This is a genomic window from Streptomyces griseorubiginosus, from assembly GCF_017614965.1.
GTDB classification, from domain to species: domain Bacteria; phylum Actinomycetota; class Actinomycetes; order Streptomycetales; family Streptomycetaceae; genus Streptomyces; species Streptomyces griseorubiginosus_B.
On sequence record NZ_WVUG01000172.1, the window covers coordinates 1 to 18,545 of the forward strand.

The following is an 18,545-nucleotide window of genomic DNA, read 5'->3' on the forward strand; positions in this document are numbered from 1 at the left end:
GTGTGTGGGGGGTGGTCGGTGCGGGGGCGGATTCTGCTCCGGGTCCCGTACTCAAAGGGTTCGCCTCCTTTTTTCCTTGCTCGTACTGCTGCTTACAGATGGGCGAGCTTCTCCAGCACGGGGGCGGCGGCGCGCAGTTTGGCCCACTCGTCCTCGTCCAGGCCCTCGACGAGGCCCGCCAGGAACGCGTTCCGCTTGGCGCGGCTCTCCGCGAGCATGGCCTCGGCCTGCTCGGTCTTGGTGACGACCTTCTGGCGCCGGTCCTCGGGGTGCGGCTCCAGCCGGACCAGTCCCTTGGCCTCCAGCAGCGCGACGATGCGGGTCATCGACGGCGGCTGCACGTGCTCCTTGCGGGCGAGCTCGCCCGGCGTGGCACTGCCGCAGTTCGACAGGGTGCCCAGCACCGACATCTCGGTGGGGCTCAGCGACTCGTCGACGCGCTGGTGCTTGAGTCGACGGGACAGCCGCATGACGGCGGAGCGAAGGGCGTTCACGGCGGCAGCGTCGTCGCCATGGGTGAGGTCCGGCATGTCTTTAGCGTAACTCATTACTCTCGCTAAACAAGCTGGCGCGCAGGCACATTCCCGTGACCCTGGCCACTGAAGCGACAGCTTCACCCGTACGAGTGAGACGACGCCGGAAAGTGACCGCTCGGCGGAACCCGCCAGCGACCCTCGTCCCATGGGGACAGAAGTGCTCAGCCTGCGAATAGACCGGGAGCTGCTGGAGCGGCTCAGGGACCACGCGTCCAAAAGGGGAATGAGCGTCCAGGACTATGTCGTCCGGACGCTCATGCGTGATGACTTCGACGAGCGGTTCCAGACCGCCGTCGACGAGACCGAGAGGTTCTACGGCGTCACGTGAGCCCCAGGGCCGGCATCAGGTAGTAGAAGCCGAACACCGCCGCGACGACGTACATCGGCACCGGGACCTCCCGGCCCCGGCCGGCCGCCAGCCGCAGGACGGCGAAGGTGATGAAGCCCATGCCGATGCCGTTGGTGATCGAGTAGGTGAAGGGCATCATCACCATCGTCACGAAGGCCGGGATCGAGAGCGTGTAGTCGGCCCAGTCGATCTCCTTGACCGATCCGGCGAGGATCAGGAAGCCGACCGCGAGCAGCGCCGGGGTGGCCGCCTGGGAGGGGACCATGGTGGCGACGGGGGTCAGGAACAGCGCCACGGCGAACAGCGCGCCGGTGACGACGTTCGCGAAGCCCGTACGGGCCCCTTCACCGACGCCGGCCGTGGACTCCACGAAGCAGGTGGTGGCCGAGGAGGAGCTGGCGCCGCCGGCGGCGACCGCGATGCCGTCCACGAACAGCACCTTGTTGATGCCGGGCATCTCGCCCCTGGCGTTGGTCAGCTTGGCCTCGTCGCTGACACCCATGATCGTGCCCATCGCGTCGAAGAAGCACGACAGCAGCACGGTGAAGACGAACAGCACGCCGGTCAGCACACCCACGTGGGAGAAGCCGCCGAAAAGGCTGACCTTGCCGATCAGGCCGAAGTCCGGGGTGGCGACCGGGTTGCCGGGCCACTTCGGGGTGGTCAGGCCCCAGGACGGGACGTTCGCGACCGCGTTGACGATCACCGCGAGGACGGTCATCGTGACGATGGAGATCAGGATCGCGCCGGAGACCTTGCGGACGATCAGCGCGAGGGTCAGCAGCGCGCCGAGGATGAAGACCAGCACCGGCCAGCCGTTGAGGTGACCGTCGGCGCCGAGCTGGAGCGGGACGGTGGTCTGGGCGGCGTCCGGGATACGGGTGACGAAACCGGAGTCGACGAGCCCGATCAGCATGATGAACAGGCCGATACCGATGGAGATCGCCTTGCGCAGGCTGTAGGGCACGGCGTTCATCACACGTTCGCGCAGTCCGGTGGCGACGAGCAGCATCACCACGAAACCGGCGAGGACGACCATGCCCATCGCGTCCGGCCAGGACATCCGGGGCGCGAGCTGGAGCGCGACGACCGAGTTCACGCCGAGGCCGGCCGCGAGCGCGATCGGCACGTTGCCGATGACGCCCATCAGCAGCGTGGTGAACGCCGCCGTCACGGCCGTGGCCGTCACCAGCTGACCGTTGTCGAGGTGGTGCCCGTACATGTCCTTCGCGCTGCCCAGGATGATCGGGTTGAGCACGATGATGTAGGCCATCGCGAAGAAGGTGGCGAAGCCGCCACGGATCTCCCGGGCGAGCGTGCTGCCCCGCTCGGAGATCTTGAAGTAGCGGTCGAGCGCACCGGACGCGGGCCGGGCCCCGGGCTGGTCGGGAGCGGGGACCTTGGTGGGGGCCGAGCTGGACATTGGAGGTTCCTACGAGCAGATACGGACAGACGGAAACCGTTTCAGTATGAACATATGAACCCAGGGGCGCTATCTCCGCGCGTAGATGTGATCGCCTCGTAAGCTAGGGCCCATGGCGAAGTGGACCCCGCAGCACGAGGCGCCGGAGCCCCTGGAGGGGCCCGTCGTCGCCACCATCACCGGCGGCACGATCCTCTGGTTCGTCCTCTTCCTGGTGCAGCTGCCGTTCTACGGCTGGTTCGACGACCACGGGCACACCTGGTGGCTGTGGACCTGCCTCACCGGAGGGGTCCTCGGGCTGTACGGCGTCTGGTTCGTCCGGAAGCGGGACGCGGCGATCAAGCGCTCGGCGGCATCGAAGGCGGGGCCGGCCGACTAGGCCCTGCGGAAGAGGCCGGCGGCCGGGCCGTACACCCACCGCACGAGTCGGCTCCTCCCCAGGTCGGATCTTCCGGTCACCCGGCGGGTGAAGCCGCAAATCCGCACGTACCGTCGAATGCATGGCACACATCGACGCGGGCGCCGAACTCGATCCTGTGCATCCCGTTCCCCTGCCGGTGGCGACGCGCGGACTGACCGCGGCCGAGGTCGCCGAGCGGGTGGCGCGCGGGCAGGTCAACGACGTACCGGTGCGCAGCAGCCGGTCGATGGGCGAGATCGTCCGGGCGAACGTCTTCACCCGGTTCAACGCGATCATCGGTGTGCTCTGGCTGATCATGCTGTTCGTCGCGCCCTTCCAGGACAGCCTGTTCGGGTACGTGATCCTCGCCAACACCGGGATCGGGATCATCCAGGAGTGGCGGGCCAAGCGGACCCTGGACTCGCTCGCGGTGATCGGGGAGGCCCGGCCGACGGTACGGCGGGACGGGGTGGCCGGCGAGGTCGGCACGGCGCAGATCGTGCTGGACGACCTGATCGAGATCGGGCCCGGCGACAAGGCCGTGGTCGACGGGGTGTGCGTCGAGGCCGACGGGCTGGAGATCGACGAGTCGCTGCTGACCGGTGAGGCCGACCCGGTGGTCAAGCGGCCCGGCGACCGCATCATGTCCGGCAGTTTCGTCGTCGCCGGCGGTGGCGCGTTCCAGGCGACCAAGGTGGGCCGCGAGGCCTACGCCGCCCAACTGGCCGAGGAGGCCTCGCGCTTCACCCTGGTCCACTCCGAACTGCGCTCCGGCATCTCCACCATCCTCAAGTACGTCACGTGGATGATGATCCCGACCGCGATCGGCCTGGTGATCAGCCAGCTGTTCGTCAAGCAGCACGGCCTCAAGGACTCGATCGCGCGCACGGTCGGCGGCATCGTCCCGATGGTCCCCGAGGGCCTGGTCCTGCTGACCTCCGTGGCCTTCGCGATAGGCGTGATCCGCCTTGGCCGGAAACAGTGCCTCGTCCAGGAACTCCCCGCCATCGAGGGCCTCGCCCGCATCGACACCGTCTGCCTCGACAAGACCGGCACCCTCACCGAGGGCGGCATGGACGTCACCGAGCTCAGGCCGCTGCAGGGCGCGGACGAGTCGTACGTCCGCCAGGTGCTCGGCGCCCTCGGCGAGGCGGACCCGCGGCCCAACGCCTCCCTCCAGGCGATCATCGACGCCTACCCGGACGTCGAGGACTGGCGCTGCACCGAGGCACTGCCCTTTTCCTCCGCCCGCAAGTACAGCGGCGCCACCTTCGACGAGGGCGGCGGCGAGAGCAGCACCTGGCTGCTGGGGGCGCCGGACGTCCTGCTCGGCGCGGACGATCCCGCCCTCCTGGAGACCGGACGCCTCAACGAACAGGGCCTACGGGTCCTGCTGCTGGCCCGCTCCTCCCGGGCCCTGGACGACGCCGAGCCGGCCCGGGGCGCCCGCCCCACCGCCCTGGTCGTGCTGGAGCAGCGGCTGCGCCCGGACGCGGCCGACACCCTGCGCTACTTCGCCGAGCAGGACGTCCACGCCAAGGTCATCTCCGGTGACAACGCGGTGTCGGTGGGCGCGGTGGCGGCGAAGCTGGGCCTGACCGGCACGACGGTGGACGCCCGCCGCCTCCCCTCCGAGCGGGAGGAGATGGCGAAGGCGCTGGACGACGGCACGGTCTTCGGCCGGGTCACCCCGCAGCAGAAGCGCGACATGGTGGGGGCGCTGAAGTCCCGGGGACACACGGTCGCGATGACCGGGGACGGCGTGAACGACGTACTGGCCCTGAAGGACGCGGACATCGGCGTCTCGATGGGCTCGGGCTCGGAGGCCACCCGGGCGGTGGCGCAGATCGTCCTGCTCAACAACAGCTTCGCGACGCTGCCGTCGGTGGTGGCGGAGGGCCGCAGGGTGATCGGCAACATCACCCGGGTGGCGACCCTCTTCCTCGTGAAGACGGTCTACTCGGTCCTGCTGGCCGTGATGGTGGTCTGCTGGCGGGTCGAGTACCCCTTCCTCCCCCGCCACCTGACCCTGCTGTCCACGCTGACCATCGGCGTCCCGGCCTTCTTCCTCGCCCTGGCCCCCAACAAGGAGCGCGCGAAACCGCACTTCGTGCGCAGGGTCATGCGGTACTCGATCCCGGGCGGGGTCGTGGCGGCGGTGGCCACCTTCGTCACGTACCTGATCGCCCGTCACCACTACACGGGTGCGGGCCAGTTGGACGCGGAGACGAGCGCGGCGACCCTGACCCTCTTCCTGATCTCCCTGTGGGTCCTGGCGATCATCGCCCGCCCCTACACCTGGTGGCGCCTGGCCCTGGTCGCCGCGATGGGCGTGGCCTTCCTGTTCGTCCTGATCGTGCCCTCGCTCCAGCACTTCTTCGCACTGAAGCTGGTGGGCGTGACGATGCCGTGGATCGCGGTGGGCATCGCGGTGGTGGCGGCGGCCACCCTGGAGGTGCTGTGGAGATGGGTGGACCGCCGTTTTCCCGTCTAGGACCGGTGTCGCTTACCTGACGTCGACGAAGTCGCCCGTGGCGTTGACCGCCGGGGTGGTCGGGGTGCCCGCGAAGACGTAACGGAAGTAGCCGTCGACGGTGGCCTTGGTGGTGGTCTTCAGGGTGCCCGTCGAGCTGGTGGTGATGGTCTTGAGGGTGGTGTAGGTGCTGGAGCCCTTCTTACGGAACTGCAGCTGCACCTTCTGACCGGCGTACCCGGCGTACTTGTTGGTGTCCCAGTTGGCGCGGGACAGCTTGCCGGTGACGGTGATGGTCTTGCCCTTCTGCACCGGCTCGGGGGCTGCGTCGACCGTCAGCTGGGACAGGCGCTGCAGGTTGGGCGAGGCGAAGGGGCTCTGGTCGGCCAGGCCGACCTTGGTGATGTCGAAGGTGCTGCTGGAGGGGTCCTGGCCGTTGAGCGCGATGGCCAGCACGCCGGACTTCACGGCGCCCGCGGAGGCGTTCGTGAGATCGATGGTGGAGTCGTCGCTCTTCGGGTAGAAGTCGATGACGCCCTTGCACGTGGCGACGGTCGAGGAGGTGGCGGTGCAGGTGGCCGGGTCGTCACCGAAGAACTGGCTGTCGCCCTTGAAGACGTACGCGCCGGTCGCGAAGTCCGGCGCGGTGATGTCGACGTCGGCGCCGTGCTTCATCGTGTACGTGAACGGCACCTTCACGTGAGCGGCGGCGCCGACCACGATCGCCTTGCCGCCGTTGATCTTGACAGCCGAGAACGTGGCGTCCAGCGGGTAGGGCTGGGGGTCGGTGTCGGCCGCGGCGGTGCTGAACGCCGTCCTGCCGGAGGCGGCGACGGCGGCCTCACGGACCTTCGCGACATCGGCCCGGTACGAGGAGCCGGCGCCGGCGGCGTGCGCGGCCGGCAGGGCGAAGGCGGAAATGGCCAGGGCGCCGGAGACGGCGGCCACAGTGGCACGTATGCGCATGTGTTCCCCATGTGGAGAAAGAGATCGTAGGAGCCTGTTGGCTCGAACGATCAGATCCGTGACGGCTGGGGGAAGTTGTACGTCCGCGGCGGATTTTGGGCGGGGATTACGAAGAGCTTGCAAAACGCGGAGAGACGGCGGCCCGGGGTCCCCGTCCGGCGCCGCCGTCTCCCTGCGAGGTCCTACCTCACGTCGACGAAGTCACCCGTGGCGCTGACCGCCGGGGTCGTCGTGGTGCCCGCGAAGGAGTACCGGAAGTAACCGTCGACCGTGGCCTTGGTGGTGGTCGTCAGGTTGCCGGTGGAGTTGGTCTTGATGGTCTTCAGCGTGGTGTAGGTGCTGGAGCCCTTCTTGCGGAACTGCAGCTTCACCGGCTGGTTGGTGTAGCCGTGGTAGTGGCCGTCCTCCCAGTTGGCGCGGGAGAGCTTGCCGGTGACGGTGATGGTCTTGCCCTTCTTCACCGGCTCCGGGGCGGCGTTGACCGTGAGGGTGGAGCGGCGCTGGAGCTTGGCGGTCGTGACGTTGTCCTTCGTCGCGACACCGACGTTGTCCAGGTTCGGGTTGTCCGGGTCCTCACCGTTGAACGCGACCGCGAAGGCGCCGGCCTTCCAGTTGCCGGCGTCCGTGTTCAGCAGCCACGCCGGGTCGATCTCGATGGTGGCGGTGCAGTTGGCGGCGGTGGCCGAGGTGTCGGTGCACGTCGCGTTCGTGCTGTCGATCCACTCGTCCTCGTTCGCGAAGTCCGCGCCCCGGTACAGCTCGACGGCGGAGACGAAGTCGGCGGCGTGGATGTCGACGTCCGCGCCGTGGGTCAGCGTGAAGGAGACCGGCGCCTTCACGAGGGCGGTGGTGCCGATGACGATGCCCTTGCCGTTGTTGACCTTCACGTTGGAGAAGGTGGCGTCCAGGGCGTACGGCGTACCGGTGTCGGCGGCGGAGCTGAAGGCGGCCTTGCCGGACGTGGCGGAGTGGGCGGCCTTGTTGGCCGCGGCGACACCCGCGGGAACCTTCGGTCCGTCGGCGGCGAGAGCGGCCGGAGCGACGAAGGCGGAAAGGGCCATGGCGCCGGTGACGGCGGCCACGGTGGCACGAATACGCATGCGTTCCCCATGTGGGAGAGGGGCCCCGACGGTGACGTCCCCCGTCCCGGCGGGGCCCGAAGTGATCAGGGAGTCTGTTGACTCACGTGATGTGACCAGCAAGGGGTGGGAATGGTTGTACGGAGGTGAACAACGTGTGCGGAAATTTTTGAGATCATGGATCAACCCCCGCACACGCCCGCCTGGTTCGTCCGCTCAGTCGAACCAGCGGTCCCGCGCCAGTTCCTCCGTCCGGGACGGGTCCTCCAGCAGGGCCGCCACCTCGAAGCGGCGGGGCCACTGGCCCGCCGCCCAGGCGAGGCCTGCCGCCACGCCCTCCAGGGTGGCCGCGTGGAGGGTGCCGTCGGTGGTGAGGCGCCAGTCCAGTTCGGTGCCGTCGACGAAGAGTTCGTCGTGTTCGACGTACGTCGCCGGGGTGCGGGGGCCCAGCAGGACCCGAACCGAGTCCGGTACGTCGTGCTCCGTGCCCTCCGAGTCCACCGAGCCCGGCACCGACTCGCTCAGCCGCCGCACCTGGAAGAGTTCGGCCAGTTCGGCGGCGCGGGAGGGGCGGACCGGGAGCAGCGGGACGCCCTCGGTGAAGGGCAGCAGGTCCGGGGAGTCGACGACCACCGCCTCGGACGCCTCCACCACCGTCACCCGGCCGTCCACCACGGCTCGCAGTTCGTCGGGGAGGGTCACCTGGTCGGGGTCCAGTTCCGCCAACGCGCCGTACAGGGCGTGCAGTTGGGCGGCGGTGACCCGGCGGTCCGGGTCGGCGAGGCGGTCCAGCAGCTCCGCGGCGCCGCCCGGTTCGTCCAGGAGCGCCGAGACGGACGTCCGTACGCCCAGCGCCCTCAGCACCTGCTCGTCCTCGAAGCCCGTCGCGTCCGCCTCGTCGTACAGGCCGCGCAGCAGCGGGTCTCCGGCGGACGCCAGCAGGCCCGCCGGGCGGCGGCCGTCCAGCACCGGGTGACCGCGCAGCCACCATGCCGTGTACGGCCGTACGACCTCGTGCGTGCCGTCGGGGAGCAGGACGCGGACCGGCTGGGTGAGCGCGTCGCGCAGGGGCGGCTGGGCGAGCAGGGCCAGGGCCTGGGGCCACTTGTCGTCGTCCACCAGGTCCAGGTCCCGTACGGCGATCAGCTCGGTGGCGACGGGCGGTACCGGGGTGTCCGGGAAGCGGTCGAGGACGTCCTCGCTCCACACGTCCACGGCGTCCAGCAGCCCCGCGTCGTCCGGCTCGGCGAAGTCGCCTTCGCGCGGCTCCAGTTCGTCGGGGTCGAGGACCACGTCGGTGGCCCGGACGAGGGCGAAGTCGGCCAGCACACCACAGGCGGCGAGCGTTTCCCGGCCCCATTTGTCGGCGAGTTCGGCGTCCACCGTGGCGAGTTCGCCCTCGCGGATCACCTGGTGGAAGGGGCTGCCGGGAAAGACCAGTTCGCCGGCCGGGGCCAACTCCCCGTCCTCGTCGGGGAGGGCGAGGGCGCCGAGCCACGGCTCGTCCCCGGGCTCGAGGCCGGCGTCCCGCACCAGCCCGAGCACCGTGTCCGCCAACTCCTCCGCGTCCAACGTGTCCTGCTCCCAGTCCAGCCCGCCCTCGTCGTCCAGGGAGGCGGCGACGGCCGCCCGGACCTGGGGCGTGGTGAGCACAGCGCGGGGCGTCGCGGGCAGCGCGCCCAGCTTCTCCAGCAGGGGGTGCGCCGCGTCCGGGTGGGCGACCTTCAGACCGAGCCGGGCCAGCACCTCCGGGTCGATCCGGGACGCGTCCGCGGTCGGCAGCAGCACCTGGCGAGGGCCGATGGTCGTACGTCCTCCCCCAGTGCCAAAAGCCTGGGAGGTGCCCCCAGCGAGCGGTACGGGCAGCCCGGACAGCCGGTCCGGGTCGACCCCGGCGAGGCTGTCGTAGAGCCGGCGCCACCAGCCGGGCTCCTTCTCCAGCCCGGCGAGCCGGTCCACGGCGTCCGTCAGCGGCACCCGGGCGACGCCCAACGTCCGCAGCTCCGCCCGCCGTTCGAGCCCTGCGGGCAGCAGGGTGGGCAGCACCTCGGCCAGCACCCGCACGGTGTCGGCCCCGGCGCCCTCGACGATCTCGGCGTCCCGGGGGCGCAGGGAGCCGGGGAGGTCGAGGTCGGGTCCGTGGTCCTCGCCGGGCTCGTCGGTCCGGGGCCGCAGGGCGCCGGACGGGTCGGAGTCGTCCTCGGCGGAGGCCAGCGCCGGGGGCAGGAAGGACGTCCGCGGGAGCCGCTCCAGGATGGCCGCGCGCAGGGCGCCGTCCAGCTCGCCCTTGCCGAGCGGGCCGGGGACGAGGCCGATGATGCCCTCGCTCACCGGCCGCCAGGCGGCGAGGAGTTCGGTGTAGGAGTCGGCGGCGCGCTGGACGAGGAAGTCGGTCAGCGGGCCGGGCGCGGCGTGGCGGCGGGTGGTGTCGAGGGGGAAGGAGGCGATGAGGAGGGCGGGAACGCCGAGGGGCTCGTCGCTCGGGGTCGGCGCGTGGACGACGGGGCTGGTGCGCGGGCGGGCCGGGCTGCCGTCCGCGTCGGCCGGTACGGCCCAGGTGACCGACCAGTGGGGGCGCAGCCGCTCCTCCACCGGCCGGTCGACGAGCAGGTCCGGGGTGAGGGCGCCGTGCGCGGAGACGGTGCGCCAGCGGGTCGTACCGCCGCGCGAGTCCTCCACGACCGTGAAGGGCCCGTCGGTGCCGCGCCGCAGCGTGCGGACGGTGTCCGTCTCGACGACGACCTCCGCCAGGCCGGGAAGGGCGAGGAGGAGCGCGTCGTCGACGGCGTCGAGCAGCCGCTCCGCGAGGTCGGTGGCGGCGGGGTCGCGCAACGGCAGGATGACGACCGTGTCGTACGGGTCCGGGGCCGAGCCCTCGGCGGCGAACGGGAGCCGCAGCAGCGGTACGTGCCCGTCCCGGCGCCGGATCTCGTCGCCGAGCCCGGGGCTGTGCCGCGCCGTGTCGGCGGCCAGCTCGCGCGCCTCGGCCAGCGACCAGCGCACACCGCCGTGCCGGCCGACGACCGCGGGCTCGTCGGTGACGGCGAGGACGGCCGCGAAGCCGACACCGAACCGGCCGACGGCGCCCTGCCCGGTGTCCCGCTTGGCCGAGGCGCGGAGGGTGGCGAGGGACTCGACGCCGGCCGCGTCGAGCGGGGCGCCGGTGTTGGCGGCGACGAGGACGCCGTCGCGCAGTGTCAGGCGGAGCCGGCCGGGCACCCCGGCGCGGGCCGCCGCGTCGGCCGCGTTCTGGGCGAGCTCGACGACGAGACGGTCCCGGTAGCCGCCGAGGACGAGGTCCTCCTCGGCGTTGGCGTCCTCGCGGAAACGGGCGGGACTGGTGGCCCAGGCGTCGAGCACACCGCGGCGCAGACGGGCGGTGCCGAAGGGGTCCGCCCCCTCGGGGGCCGGCCGCACGAACTTGCTCACGTTCACTCTCCTCGTCGACGTGAGCACGAAGGTACCGCCGTACGGCCCGGCTCCGCGCCGGGGGCCGGTCGGCCGGTGACCCCGCCGGAGCCCGGAGTCCCCCTGGTCAACCGGGCGTCGGCGGATACCGGCCGGGATCCAGGTCGACCGATGGGGTGTCGGCGCTGTCGAGGGTGACGGTGGCGGAGGCGGGCGGCGGGGCCAGGATCAGCGGCCATGCCTCGCCGGAGTGAAGGTCGGCCACGATCTGCTCGGGCGTCGCCCCGGCCGGTGCCGACAGCACGGCCGTCACCTCGAGTGCCTGCTCGTACCGGCCCCCGGCGACGGGCGCACTCACGCGCAGCAGCCGGACCGCGTCCGGCCGGACGGGCGGGCGCTCCGGGAATCCGGCCCCGTCGATCCCCAGCGCCTCCAGTACGGCCCGGTGGACGACGATCTCGACGGTCAGGACGTCACCGTCCACCCGCCGCTCGGCCCAGCCGTCGGTCCGCGCGAGCAGGAAGGTGCCCTCGCCGTCGTACGCGTAGGAGAAGAGCGCGGCGACGGCCCGTTCCTCCGCGGTCCCCACCGGGTCCACCACCACGGCGACCACGACCGCTTCCGGGGCCTCCGGGTCCATTCCGCCGCGCAGCCAGAGCCGTGCCATCGGTGAGTGCCCGCGCGGCGGCACTAGGAGTGCCCCAGCTCCGCCGTGTCCTCGTCCGAGACGATCGGGACCGAGCCCGAGTCCGCCGCCGGGCGCAGCGGGAAGGGGTCGACCCTCGTCTCGTCGATCACCGGAGGTGCCGGCTGGGGCGGCTTGGGCATGACGGCCGCCTCCGAGTGGCCGCCGCAGCCGTACGCCAGGGACACGACATGGCCGTCCGCCGGGGAGAACTCGTTGGCGCAGACGCCGAAGGCCTGGCCCAGGGAGCCGCCGATCGGCTGGAGGAAGCCGCAGCTGACGCAGGTCGCCGGGGCCGCCTGCGCCATGGGCGTCTTGGCGCCGTACGACTCCTCCCAGCGGTCCGCGGCGATGTGCAGGCCGTAGCGGGACAGCACCCGGGCCCGGCGCATGCCCAGTTCCTCCGCGACGGCGGCGATGGAGCCCCGGGTCGGGGCGGCGGGCAGGTTGGCGGGAGTACCGGCCGTGACCTCCGCGTCCTCCGCCTCGACCAGCTCGGCCATCTCCTCCGAGACGGCGGCGTTCGGCAGCGGCTCGTCCTCACCGGCGTACCCCGGCTCCAGACGGAGGTCCTCCGCGTCGGTCGGGAGCAGGTCGCCCGGGCCCATGTCGCCGGGGCGCAGGCGTTCGCTCCACGGCACCCACTCCGGGGCGAGGAGGGCGTCCGGGCCCGGGAGGAGCACCACCTCGTCCAGGGTCACGATCTTGGCGCGGGACGCGCGGGCGACCGTCACGGCCCAGCGCCAGCCCCGGTACCCGAGTTCCTTGCACTCGAAGAAGTGCGTGACAACGCGGTCGCCCTCGCTCTGCACGCCCGCATGCTCTCCGACCACACCGGGCGCGGCGGCCTCCTCGGCTGCGGCGCGGGCGAGGTCGACGGCCTCGGCACACAGGCGGTCGGGGGTGCGGCTTCGCGTTGTCGCTGCGCTCACAGGTATCGCTTCTCTCCTACGCCGTCACTCGGGTGCGCCGCCCCTGAAGGCGGCGGGTGCGGACGGAGCGGACCGGAGGACCGCGTCGACGTTCGCGCCCGCTCGCGCGGGGCGCACCTCTCCATCCATTCTGATGGATGGCTGAGATACGCACGCTACCTTCTCGCGTGCTTCCGGCCTACACCGACGGGTCGGAAAAGGTCCCCGGCTGCGAACCAGTCGGCCTCATACGCGCGGTAACCGCACTACCCGGGGCGTTCTGGGGGCACTATGAACGTCGTGGCAGCCGCAAGGACGCCCCAGGGAGCCACCAAGGTCGGTGGGATCAGGGGCAGCAGACGTGATGGCGGTTCGGGCCGGTTCGCCGGGTCCGTCCGCGCCGTCGGCCGTGCCCTGCACTTCCCGGTCACCGGAACCGCCCGCGGGATCAGAAGGGCCACGCACGCGCACGGCGCCGGCGAGTCCGGCCTCGGCAAGCTGATCGAGCTCCACGCGGTCAACGGCGCCGGCGACCTGATGATCACCATCGCCCTCGCCTCCACCGTCTTCTTCTCCGTGCCGACCGACGAGGCACGCGGCCGCGTCGCGCTCTACCTCGCCATCACCATGGCCCCGTTCACGGTGCTCGCCCCCGTCATCGGGCCGCTCCTGGACCGGCTCCCGCACGGCCGCCGCGCCGCGATGGCCGCTTCGATGCTCGCCCGCGCCCTGCTCGCGCTGATCATCGCGGGCGCCGTCACCACCGGCAGCCTGGAGCTGTATCCGGCGGCCCTCGGCGTGCTGGTCGCGTCGAAGGCGTACGGCGTGGTCCGAAGCGCCGTCGTGCCCCGGCTGCTGCCGCCCCGCTTCTCCCTGGTGAAGGCCAACTCGCGGGTCACCCTCGGCGGGCTGCTCGCCACCGGTGTCGCCGCGCCCGTCGGGGCCGGCCTGCACGCGATCGGGCCGCGCTGGCCGCTGTACGGCGCCTTCCTGATCTACATCTGGGGCATGTTCCTGTCCTTCACCCTGGCCCCGAAGGTCGACTCGGCCAAGGGCGAGGACGTGGCCCTGCTCGCCGCCGACGAGGCGCATCTGCACGGCCCGCACCGCAAGACCGCCAAACGCCCGGGGCTGCGGACCGTGGGCACCGCGGTCACCCACGCCCTCGGCGCCAACGCCGCCCTGCGCTGGCTGTCCGGATTCCTCACCTTCTTCCTCGCGTTCCTCCTGCGCGAGCACCCGCTGACCGGCGAGAGCGCCGCCGTCTCCCTCGGCCTGGTCGCCGTCTCGGCGGGCGCGGGCAACGCGCTCGGTACCGCGGTCGGGGCCTGGCTGCGCTCCCGGGCGCCGGAGATCATCATCGTGACGGTCCTGGCGATCGTGCTGGGCGCGGCGATCACGGCCGCGATCTTCTTCGGCGCGTTCCTCGTGGCGTGTCTCACGGCGACCACCGGCTTCTGTCTGGCGCTGGCCAAGCTGTCGCTGGACGCGCTGATCCAGCGGGACGTGCCGGAGCTGGTGCGCACCTCGGCGTTCGCCCGCTCGGAGACGATGCTGCAGATGGCCTGGGTCCTGGGCGGCGCGATCGGCATCGTGATGCCGCTGAACGGCACGGCGGGGCTGTGCCTGGCCGCCGCGGTGCTCGCCCTCGGCTGGGTGACGACGTCCCGGGCGCTGATCGGCTCGGCCCGGCACGGGGGCGCGGCCAAGCCCCGCGTGGCGTAACACACAGCCACACCGGCCCCCGCGTAAAGGGCGTGCAGGACACGCCCTATAGCCTTCTGGCATGACCTCGATGCCACGCGGCGGAGCCGCAGATGTCTACGCCGCTGTGCGACGGCGCCGCGCCGTCGCCGTCGTCGGCGCCGTTTCCGCCGGACTGCTCGTCCTGTCGGCCTGCGACAAGCCGACCCCGCGTTCCACGATCACCGTCGGCCGCTCCTCCGTCAGCGAGGAGGCCACGTGCGGTGGTGAGGGCAAGTCCCTCGAGACCGCGGACCTCACGAAGTGCCTGAAGGACAAGGACATCCAGTCCATCAAGGTCGACCCCGACGACACGGTCCGCTTCGGCGTCGACCCGGCCATCGCCGACAAGCGCTGGACGATCCTGATGAACGGCCAGCCGCTCACCGAGGACAGCGACAAGACGTACCGCACCATCCCGGGCAGCGTCTTCTTCAACGCCCAGTACGGCGCGCAGGGCAACTCCACGCTGGTCTCCATCAAGGCCGGCGACGGCAAGAAGAGCAGCAACACGGTGACCGGTCTGTGGTCCTTCAAGCTGAAGAAGGCGGACTGACCACGTCCTCGGTACGGGTCCTCGTGGCCACCGCGGTCCCGGCGGAACGGGACGCGGTGGCCCGCGCGTTCACCGGCGAGGCCCTGACGGTGACCGCGGTCGGCGTGGGCCCCGCGCTCGCGGCCGCCGCGACCGCCACCGCCCTCACCTCGGCCGCCCTCGAAGGCGCCCCCTACGACCTGGTCGTATCGGCCGGCATCGGCGGTGGCTTCCAGCCCGAGGCGCCGCTCGGCTCACTCGTCGTCGCCGACGAGATCACCGTGGCCGATCTGGGCGCCGAGACCGCCGACGGATTCGTCCCCGTCACGGAACTCGGCTTCGGGACCGTCAGCCACCGTCCGCCGGAATCACTCGTACGAGACATCGCGCACGCGACCGGCGCGCGCACCGGAGCCGTACTCACCGTCTCCACGGTGACCGGCACCGCCGAGCGCGCCGCCGAGCTGCGGGCCCGGCATCCGCGTGCCCTCGCCGAGGGCATGGAGGGCTTCGGGGTGGCGGAGGCGGCCGCACTCCACCGTCTGCCCGTCCTGGAGATCCGCGCGGTCTCCAACCCCGTCGGGCCGCGCGACCGCGCCGCCTGGCGCATCGGTGACGCCCTCGCGGCCCTGGCCGAGGGCTTCGGGAAGCTCGCGCCCCTCCTGGAGAGTTGGAAACAGCATGACCAGTGAGCCGGTACAGCCCCTGCGGATCGCGTATTCGCCCTGCCCGAACGACACGTTCGTCTTCGACGCCCTCGCCCACGGCCGCGTCCCCGGCGCCCCCGCGCTGGACGTGACCTTCGCGGACATCGACATCACCAACGGCATGGCCGAGCGCGGCGAGTTCGACGTGCTGAAGGTGTCGTACGCCGTGCTGCCGTACGTCCTCGACGAGTACGCCCTGCTGCCGTGCGGGGGTGCGCTGGGCCGGGGCTGCGGGCCGCTGGTGCTCACGCGGGAGCCCGCAGCCGACCTCGCGGGCCGTACGGTCGCCGTCCCGTCCGAGAAGTCGACGGCGTATCTGCTGTTCCGGCTGTGGGCGGCCGACACGGTGCCCGCCGGTGTCGGCGAGATCGTCGTCATGCCGTTCCACGAGATCATGCCGGCCGTGCGGGACGGGAAGGTCGACGCGGGGCTCGTCATCCACGAGGCACGGTTCACCTACCAGAACTACGGGCTGCACAAGCTTGCGGACATGGGCGAGCACTGGGAGACCACGACCGGGCTGCCGATTCCGCTGGGGGCGATCATCGCGAAGCGGTCGCTGGGTTCCGGGACGCTGACGGCACTGGCCGAGGCGATCCGTACGTCCGTGCAGGCGGCCTGGGACGAACCCGAGGTGTCCCGGCCCTATGTCATGGAGCACGCGCAGGAGATGGACCCCGCGGTCGCCGACCAGCACATCGGGCTGTACGTCAACGAGTTCACCGCGGATCTGGGCGAGGACGGGTACGCGGCCGTCCGGGGGCTGTTGACGCGGGCGGCGGCGGAGGGACTCGTGCCGGCGCTGGGGCCGGAGGCGCTGGCGTTTCCCTGAGCCGCCGGTCGGGCTCAGCCGTGCCGGTCGGCCGGCTCGGGGTCGTCCTCGCCCAGCGGGACACGCGGCGGCCACTGGGCCAGTGAGAGCATGCCCCGGACCTTCAAGATGAGGTAGACGGCCAGGGGCAGCTCCACACACACCGCGAGCGCCGCCGACAGCCACACACCCGGGGTCCCGAGGGCGAGCGACACGTCGAACCACGCGTCGCAGACCAGCAGGGCCGCCGTCGTCGAGGCAGCGACGAGGACGGCCCGGTGCCGCCGCCAGCCGAGCAGGGCGGTGGACGCCATCGACACCACCAGCAGGACGTCGAACCCCACCCAGGCCGTGCGCCACTGACGGACCGCGTATCCGGTCGGCAGCGTGAACCACAGCAGGACGGTCCACGGAACGAGGCCGACGGCGGACACGGTGAGCAGTTCCAGAGTGTGCCGACGCTGCCGCCGGATCCGCTCCAGGAGTTCGGCGGACGGGGCCCGGGTCGGAGCCCCGCCGCCGGGTTGGGTGCTTATGTCGCTCACGTCGGCCGTTCCACGGGATTACACGTCGAGCTGGTCGGCGACCGCGCGCAGCAGCCCGGCGATTTTCTTGCCCGCGGTCTTCTCGGGGTAACGGCCCCTCTCGAGCATCGGTGTGATGTTCTCGAGCAGGGTCGTCAAATCCTGGACGATCGAGGCCAGTTCGTCCGGCTTCTTACGGGTCGCGGCCGCCACCGAGGGCGTCGGGTCGAGAATGGTGACCGAAAGGGCCTGGTCACCGCGCTGCCCGGCGACCACCCCGAACTCAACTCGCTGTCCCGGCTTGAGTGTGTCTACTCCGGCGGGGAGGACCGAGGAATGGACGAAGACGTCACCGCCGTCGTCCCGGGAGAGAAAGCCGAAGCCCTTCTCGCTGTTGAACCACTTGACCTTGCCGGTGGGCACGTCTGTCCTCGTCCTCGTACTCGTCGGAAAACTGCTTCGGAAACGGCTCTTGATAGCACTTGGGCGGGTCGTCACGGACCCGCCGGTACCAAGGCTAATGGTCTTCAGGCCGGTGACAAGACGTCGCCGGGTTGTTCCTACGCGCTGGGAACTACCCTGGTCCGGTGCGTGACAAAACCCAAACGAATTCCGCCGGGCCCGGTGACCGACTGATCCGTGCCGGTGCCATCGTGTTCTTCCTCGGTGCTGTGGCCACACTCGTCACAGTGGCTCCGCTGTTCCTGCACGCGAAGCCTTTTCCCACCTACATGTTCGGACTGAGCATGCTCATGGGAGTCGGCTTCCTGATCGCCGCCGCCGGAGTGCTGCGGTCGATCGCGGCCGGCCGCCGTCAGGCGCGCGCGGGACGGTAGCCGGCCAGCCAGCCCGGGAACTCGGTGAGGTCGCCGAGGACCACGTCCGCCCCGGCCGCCGTCAGCTCCTCGACGCTGCACGGCCCGGTCGCCACGGCCACCGACAGGGCGTCGGCCTTCCGGGCACCGCGCACATCGCCGGTGTGGTCGCCGACGTACACGCCCGCCCCGTGCTCGCGCAGGGCCTCCGCCTTCTGCTCGGCCCACAGGTCGCCGACGACCTCGTCCGGGTGGATGCCCAGGTGCTCCAGGTGCAGCTTGGCGTTGGGCTCGTACTTCGCGGTCACCACGATCGCCCGCCCGCCGGCCGCGCGTACGGCGTCGATCGCCTCCCGCGCCCCGGTCATCGCGGGGGTCGCGGTGATGGCGATGGACGGGTACATCGAGCGGTACAGGTCGCCCATGGCCGTGATCTCGTCCTCGGGGAACCAGTTGATCAGCTCCTCCGCGAGCGGCGGTCCGAGCCGTGTGACCGCGAGGTCGGCGTCGATGTAGGTCCCCGTCCGCTCGGACAGCGCCTGGTAGCAGGCGCGGATGCCGGGGCGGGAGTCGATGAGGGTCATGTCGAGGTCGAAGCCGACGGTCAGGGCGCGTGCGGAGGTGAGGGCCATATGGGCCATTGTGCCCAGCCCGGGTGGCCGGGAGACGGCGAGCCGGTGTGACGTACACCTACTCCTGCGCGTACGGCCACCCCCTCCGGCGTACGGCTACACCTTCCGCTGGGAGCGCCAGACCACGAACAGCGCCGACAGCACGGCCGCGCCCCGCACCACCCACGGCCAGGTCTGGGCGATCGCGTCGTTCATGTGGCCCTGGGCGATGGGATCGCCCCAGCGGCCCTGGTCGCGGCCCCAGAGCCAGACGATCCCGGCCGCGACCGCCACCGACGGCATCCCGATGACCGCCCACTTCGACTCGTTCTCCGTCAGGCGCCGGGAGGCGTAGGCGATGAGCCAGCCGAGCAGCAGGGCGAACCAGTTCCCGAGGATCGCGCCGACGACGAGCAGACCGGCGGCGATCAGGAGCAGGGGGTTGCTCCAGCGGGAGACGGGGAGGGAGAGACGGCGGCGCCGGGCGGGGGAAGCCTCGGGTACGGCCTCCTCCTCCGCCTCCACCGCCTTCTCCGTAGCGGGCGCGGCGGGCGGGGCCGGCTCGGGCG

General features: G+C 71.4%; 18 protein-coding genes and 1 pseudogene. 8 read left to right on the forward strand and 11 right to left on the reverse strand.

Translation table 11 applies throughout. The features are described 5' to 3' along the window. Positions 1-92: 92 nt before the first annotated feature. Positions 93-530 (reverse strand): MarR family winged helix-turn-helix transcriptional regulator, encoded by a 438-nt coding sequence (locus GRC12_RS27620; RefSeq protein ID WP_208782087.1) that lies wholly within the window; start codon positions 528-530, stop codon positions 93-95. Between the two features lie 151 nt (positions 531-681). On the opposite strand from GRC12_RS27620, the gene GRC12_RS27625 reads away from it, so the two are divergent. Further along, a complete protein-coding gene (locus tag GRC12_RS27625; protein ID WP_208782088.1) occupies positions 682-864 on the forward strand; it encodes a CopG family antitoxin in 183 nt (60 codons plus the stop codon). Here the strand turns inward: GRC12_RS27625 and GRC12_RS27630 are convergent. Then, a complete protein-coding gene (locus tag GRC12_RS27630) occupies positions 857-2,308 on the reverse strand; it encodes an NCS2 family permease (RefSeq protein ID WP_208782089.1) in 1,452 nt (483 codons plus the stop codon). The two genes, GRC12_RS27625 and GRC12_RS27630, sit on opposite strands and share 8 nt — an antisense overlap. A 112-nt stretch (positions 2,309-2,420) precedes the next feature. Between GRC12_RS27630 and GRC12_RS27635 the strand changes: the two genes are divergently transcribed. Together GRC12_RS27635 and GRC12_RS27640 are read left to right on the forward strand one after the other, a co-directional pair. After that, positions 2,421-2,687, forward strand: a complete 267-nt coding sequence (locus tag GRC12_RS27635; protein WP_208782090.1) for a DUF2530 domain-containing protein — start codon at positions 2,421-2,423, stop codon at positions 2,685-2,687. Positions 2,688-2,808: 121 nt separating this feature from the next. Next, entirely contained in the window at positions 2,809-5,202 is a 2,394-nt protein-coding gene (locus GRC12_RS27640; protein WP_208782091.1) for an HAD-IC family P-type ATPase, read from the forward strand. A gap of 12 nt (positions 5,203-5,214) precedes the next feature. Here the strand turns inward: GRC12_RS27640 and GRC12_RS27645 are convergent, their stop codons facing one another. The 5 genes from GRC12_RS27645 to GRC12_RS27665 all read right to left on the reverse strand — a co-directional run bounded on the left by GRC12_RS27645 (position 5,215) and on the right by GRC12_RS27665 (position 12,251). Continuing rightward, the gene (locus tag GRC12_RS27645; RefSeq protein WP_208782092.1) at positions 5,215-6,147 is read right to left on the reverse strand and encodes a hypothetical protein; all 933 of its coding nucleotides are present in this window, start codon (positions 6,145-6,147) and stop codon (positions 5,215-5,217) included. 182 nt (positions 6,148-6,329) lie between these two features. Beyond that, entirely contained in the window at positions 6,330-7,247 is a 918-nt protein-coding gene (locus GRC12_RS27650; protein ID WP_208782093.1) for a hypothetical protein, read from the reverse strand. Between the two features lie 195 nt (positions 7,248-7,442). Continuing rightward, entirely contained in the window at positions 7,443-10,655 is a 3,213-nt protein-coding gene (locus tag GRC12_RS27655) for a sacsin N-terminal ATP-binding-like domain-containing protein (RefSeq protein ID WP_208782094.1), read from the reverse strand. A gap of 106 nt (positions 10,656-10,761) precedes the next feature. Then, a complete protein-coding gene (locus tag GRC12_RS27660) occupies positions 10,762-11,301 on the reverse strand; it encodes a hypothetical protein (protein WP_208782095.1) in 540 nt (179 codons plus the stop codon). Between the two features lie 23 nt (positions 11,302-11,324). Next, complete coding sequence (locus tag GRC12_RS27665) at positions 11,325-12,251, reverse strand: DUF3027 domain-containing protein (protein ID WP_208782096.1); 927 nt, start codon at positions 12,249-12,251, stop codon at positions 11,325-11,327. Positions 12,252-12,530: 279 nt separating this feature from the next. Between GRC12_RS27665 and GRC12_RS27670 the strand changes: the two genes are divergently transcribed. From GRC12_RS27670 to GRC12_RS27685, 4 genes are all read left to right on the forward strand, one after another. Then, positions 12,531-13,955 carry an MFS transporter gene (locus GRC12_RS27670; RefSeq protein ID WP_208782097.1) on the forward strand — a complete coding sequence of 475 codons (1,425 nt, stop codon included), beginning with the start codon at positions 12,531-12,533 and terminating at the stop codon, positions 13,953-13,955. Positions 13,956-14,016: 61 nt separating this feature from the next. Further along, positions 14,017-14,529, forward strand: coding sequence for a DUF2771 domain-containing protein (locus GRC12_RS27675; RefSeq protein ID WP_208782098.1), 513 nt, complete (start codon positions 14,017-14,019; stop codon positions 14,527-14,529). Then, positions 14,499-15,200: a futalosine hydrolase gene (locus GRC12_RS27680; protein WP_208782099.1), complete on the forward strand. Its 702-nt coding sequence runs from the start codon at positions 14,499-14,501 to the stop codon at positions 15,198-15,200. The genes GRC12_RS27675 and GRC12_RS27680 overlap by 31 nt, the downstream gene beginning before the upstream one ends. Continuing rightward, positions 15,190-16,047, forward strand: a complete 858-nt coding sequence (locus tag GRC12_RS27685; protein WP_208782100.1) for a 1,4-dihydroxy-6-naphthoate synthase — start codon at positions 15,190-15,192, stop codon at positions 16,045-16,047. Before GRC12_RS27680 ends, GRC12_RS27685 begins: the two co-directional genes overlap by 11 nt. A gap of 14 nt (positions 16,048-16,061) precedes the next feature. Here GRC12_RS27685 and GRC12_RS27690 read toward each other — a convergent pair whose 3' ends face one another. Beyond that, a complete protein-coding gene (locus GRC12_RS27690) occupies positions 16,062-16,571 on the reverse strand; it encodes a hypothetical protein (RefSeq protein ID WP_208782101.1) in 510 nt (169 codons plus the stop codon). 18 nt (positions 16,572-16,589) lie between these two features. Further along, entirely contained in the window at positions 16,590-16,973 is a 384-nt protein-coding gene (locus GRC12_RS46485; protein WP_133045637.1) for a cold-shock protein, read from the reverse strand. A gap of 164 nt (positions 16,974-17,137) precedes the next feature. Between GRC12_RS46485 and GRC12_RS27700 the strand changes: the two genes are divergently transcribed. Next, the gene (locus GRC12_RS27700; RefSeq protein ID WP_133045638.1) at positions 17,138-17,386 is read left to right on the forward strand and encodes a hypothetical protein; all 249 of its coding nucleotides are present in this window, start codon (positions 17,138-17,140) and stop codon (positions 17,384-17,386) included. Here GRC12_RS27700 and GRC12_RS27705 read toward each other — a convergent pair. Next, the gene (locus GRC12_RS27705) at positions 17,365-18,006 is read right to left on the reverse strand and encodes an HAD family hydrolase (protein ID WP_208782102.1); all 642 of its coding nucleotides are present in this window, start codon (positions 18,004-18,006) and stop codon (positions 17,365-17,367) included. The genes GRC12_RS27700 and GRC12_RS27705 overlap by 22 nt on opposite strands. Before the next feature lie 87 nt (positions 18,007-18,093). Beyond that, a pseudogene (locus GRC12_RS27710) lies at positions 18,094-18,545 on the reverse strand (hypothetical protein); the annotation flags it as partial.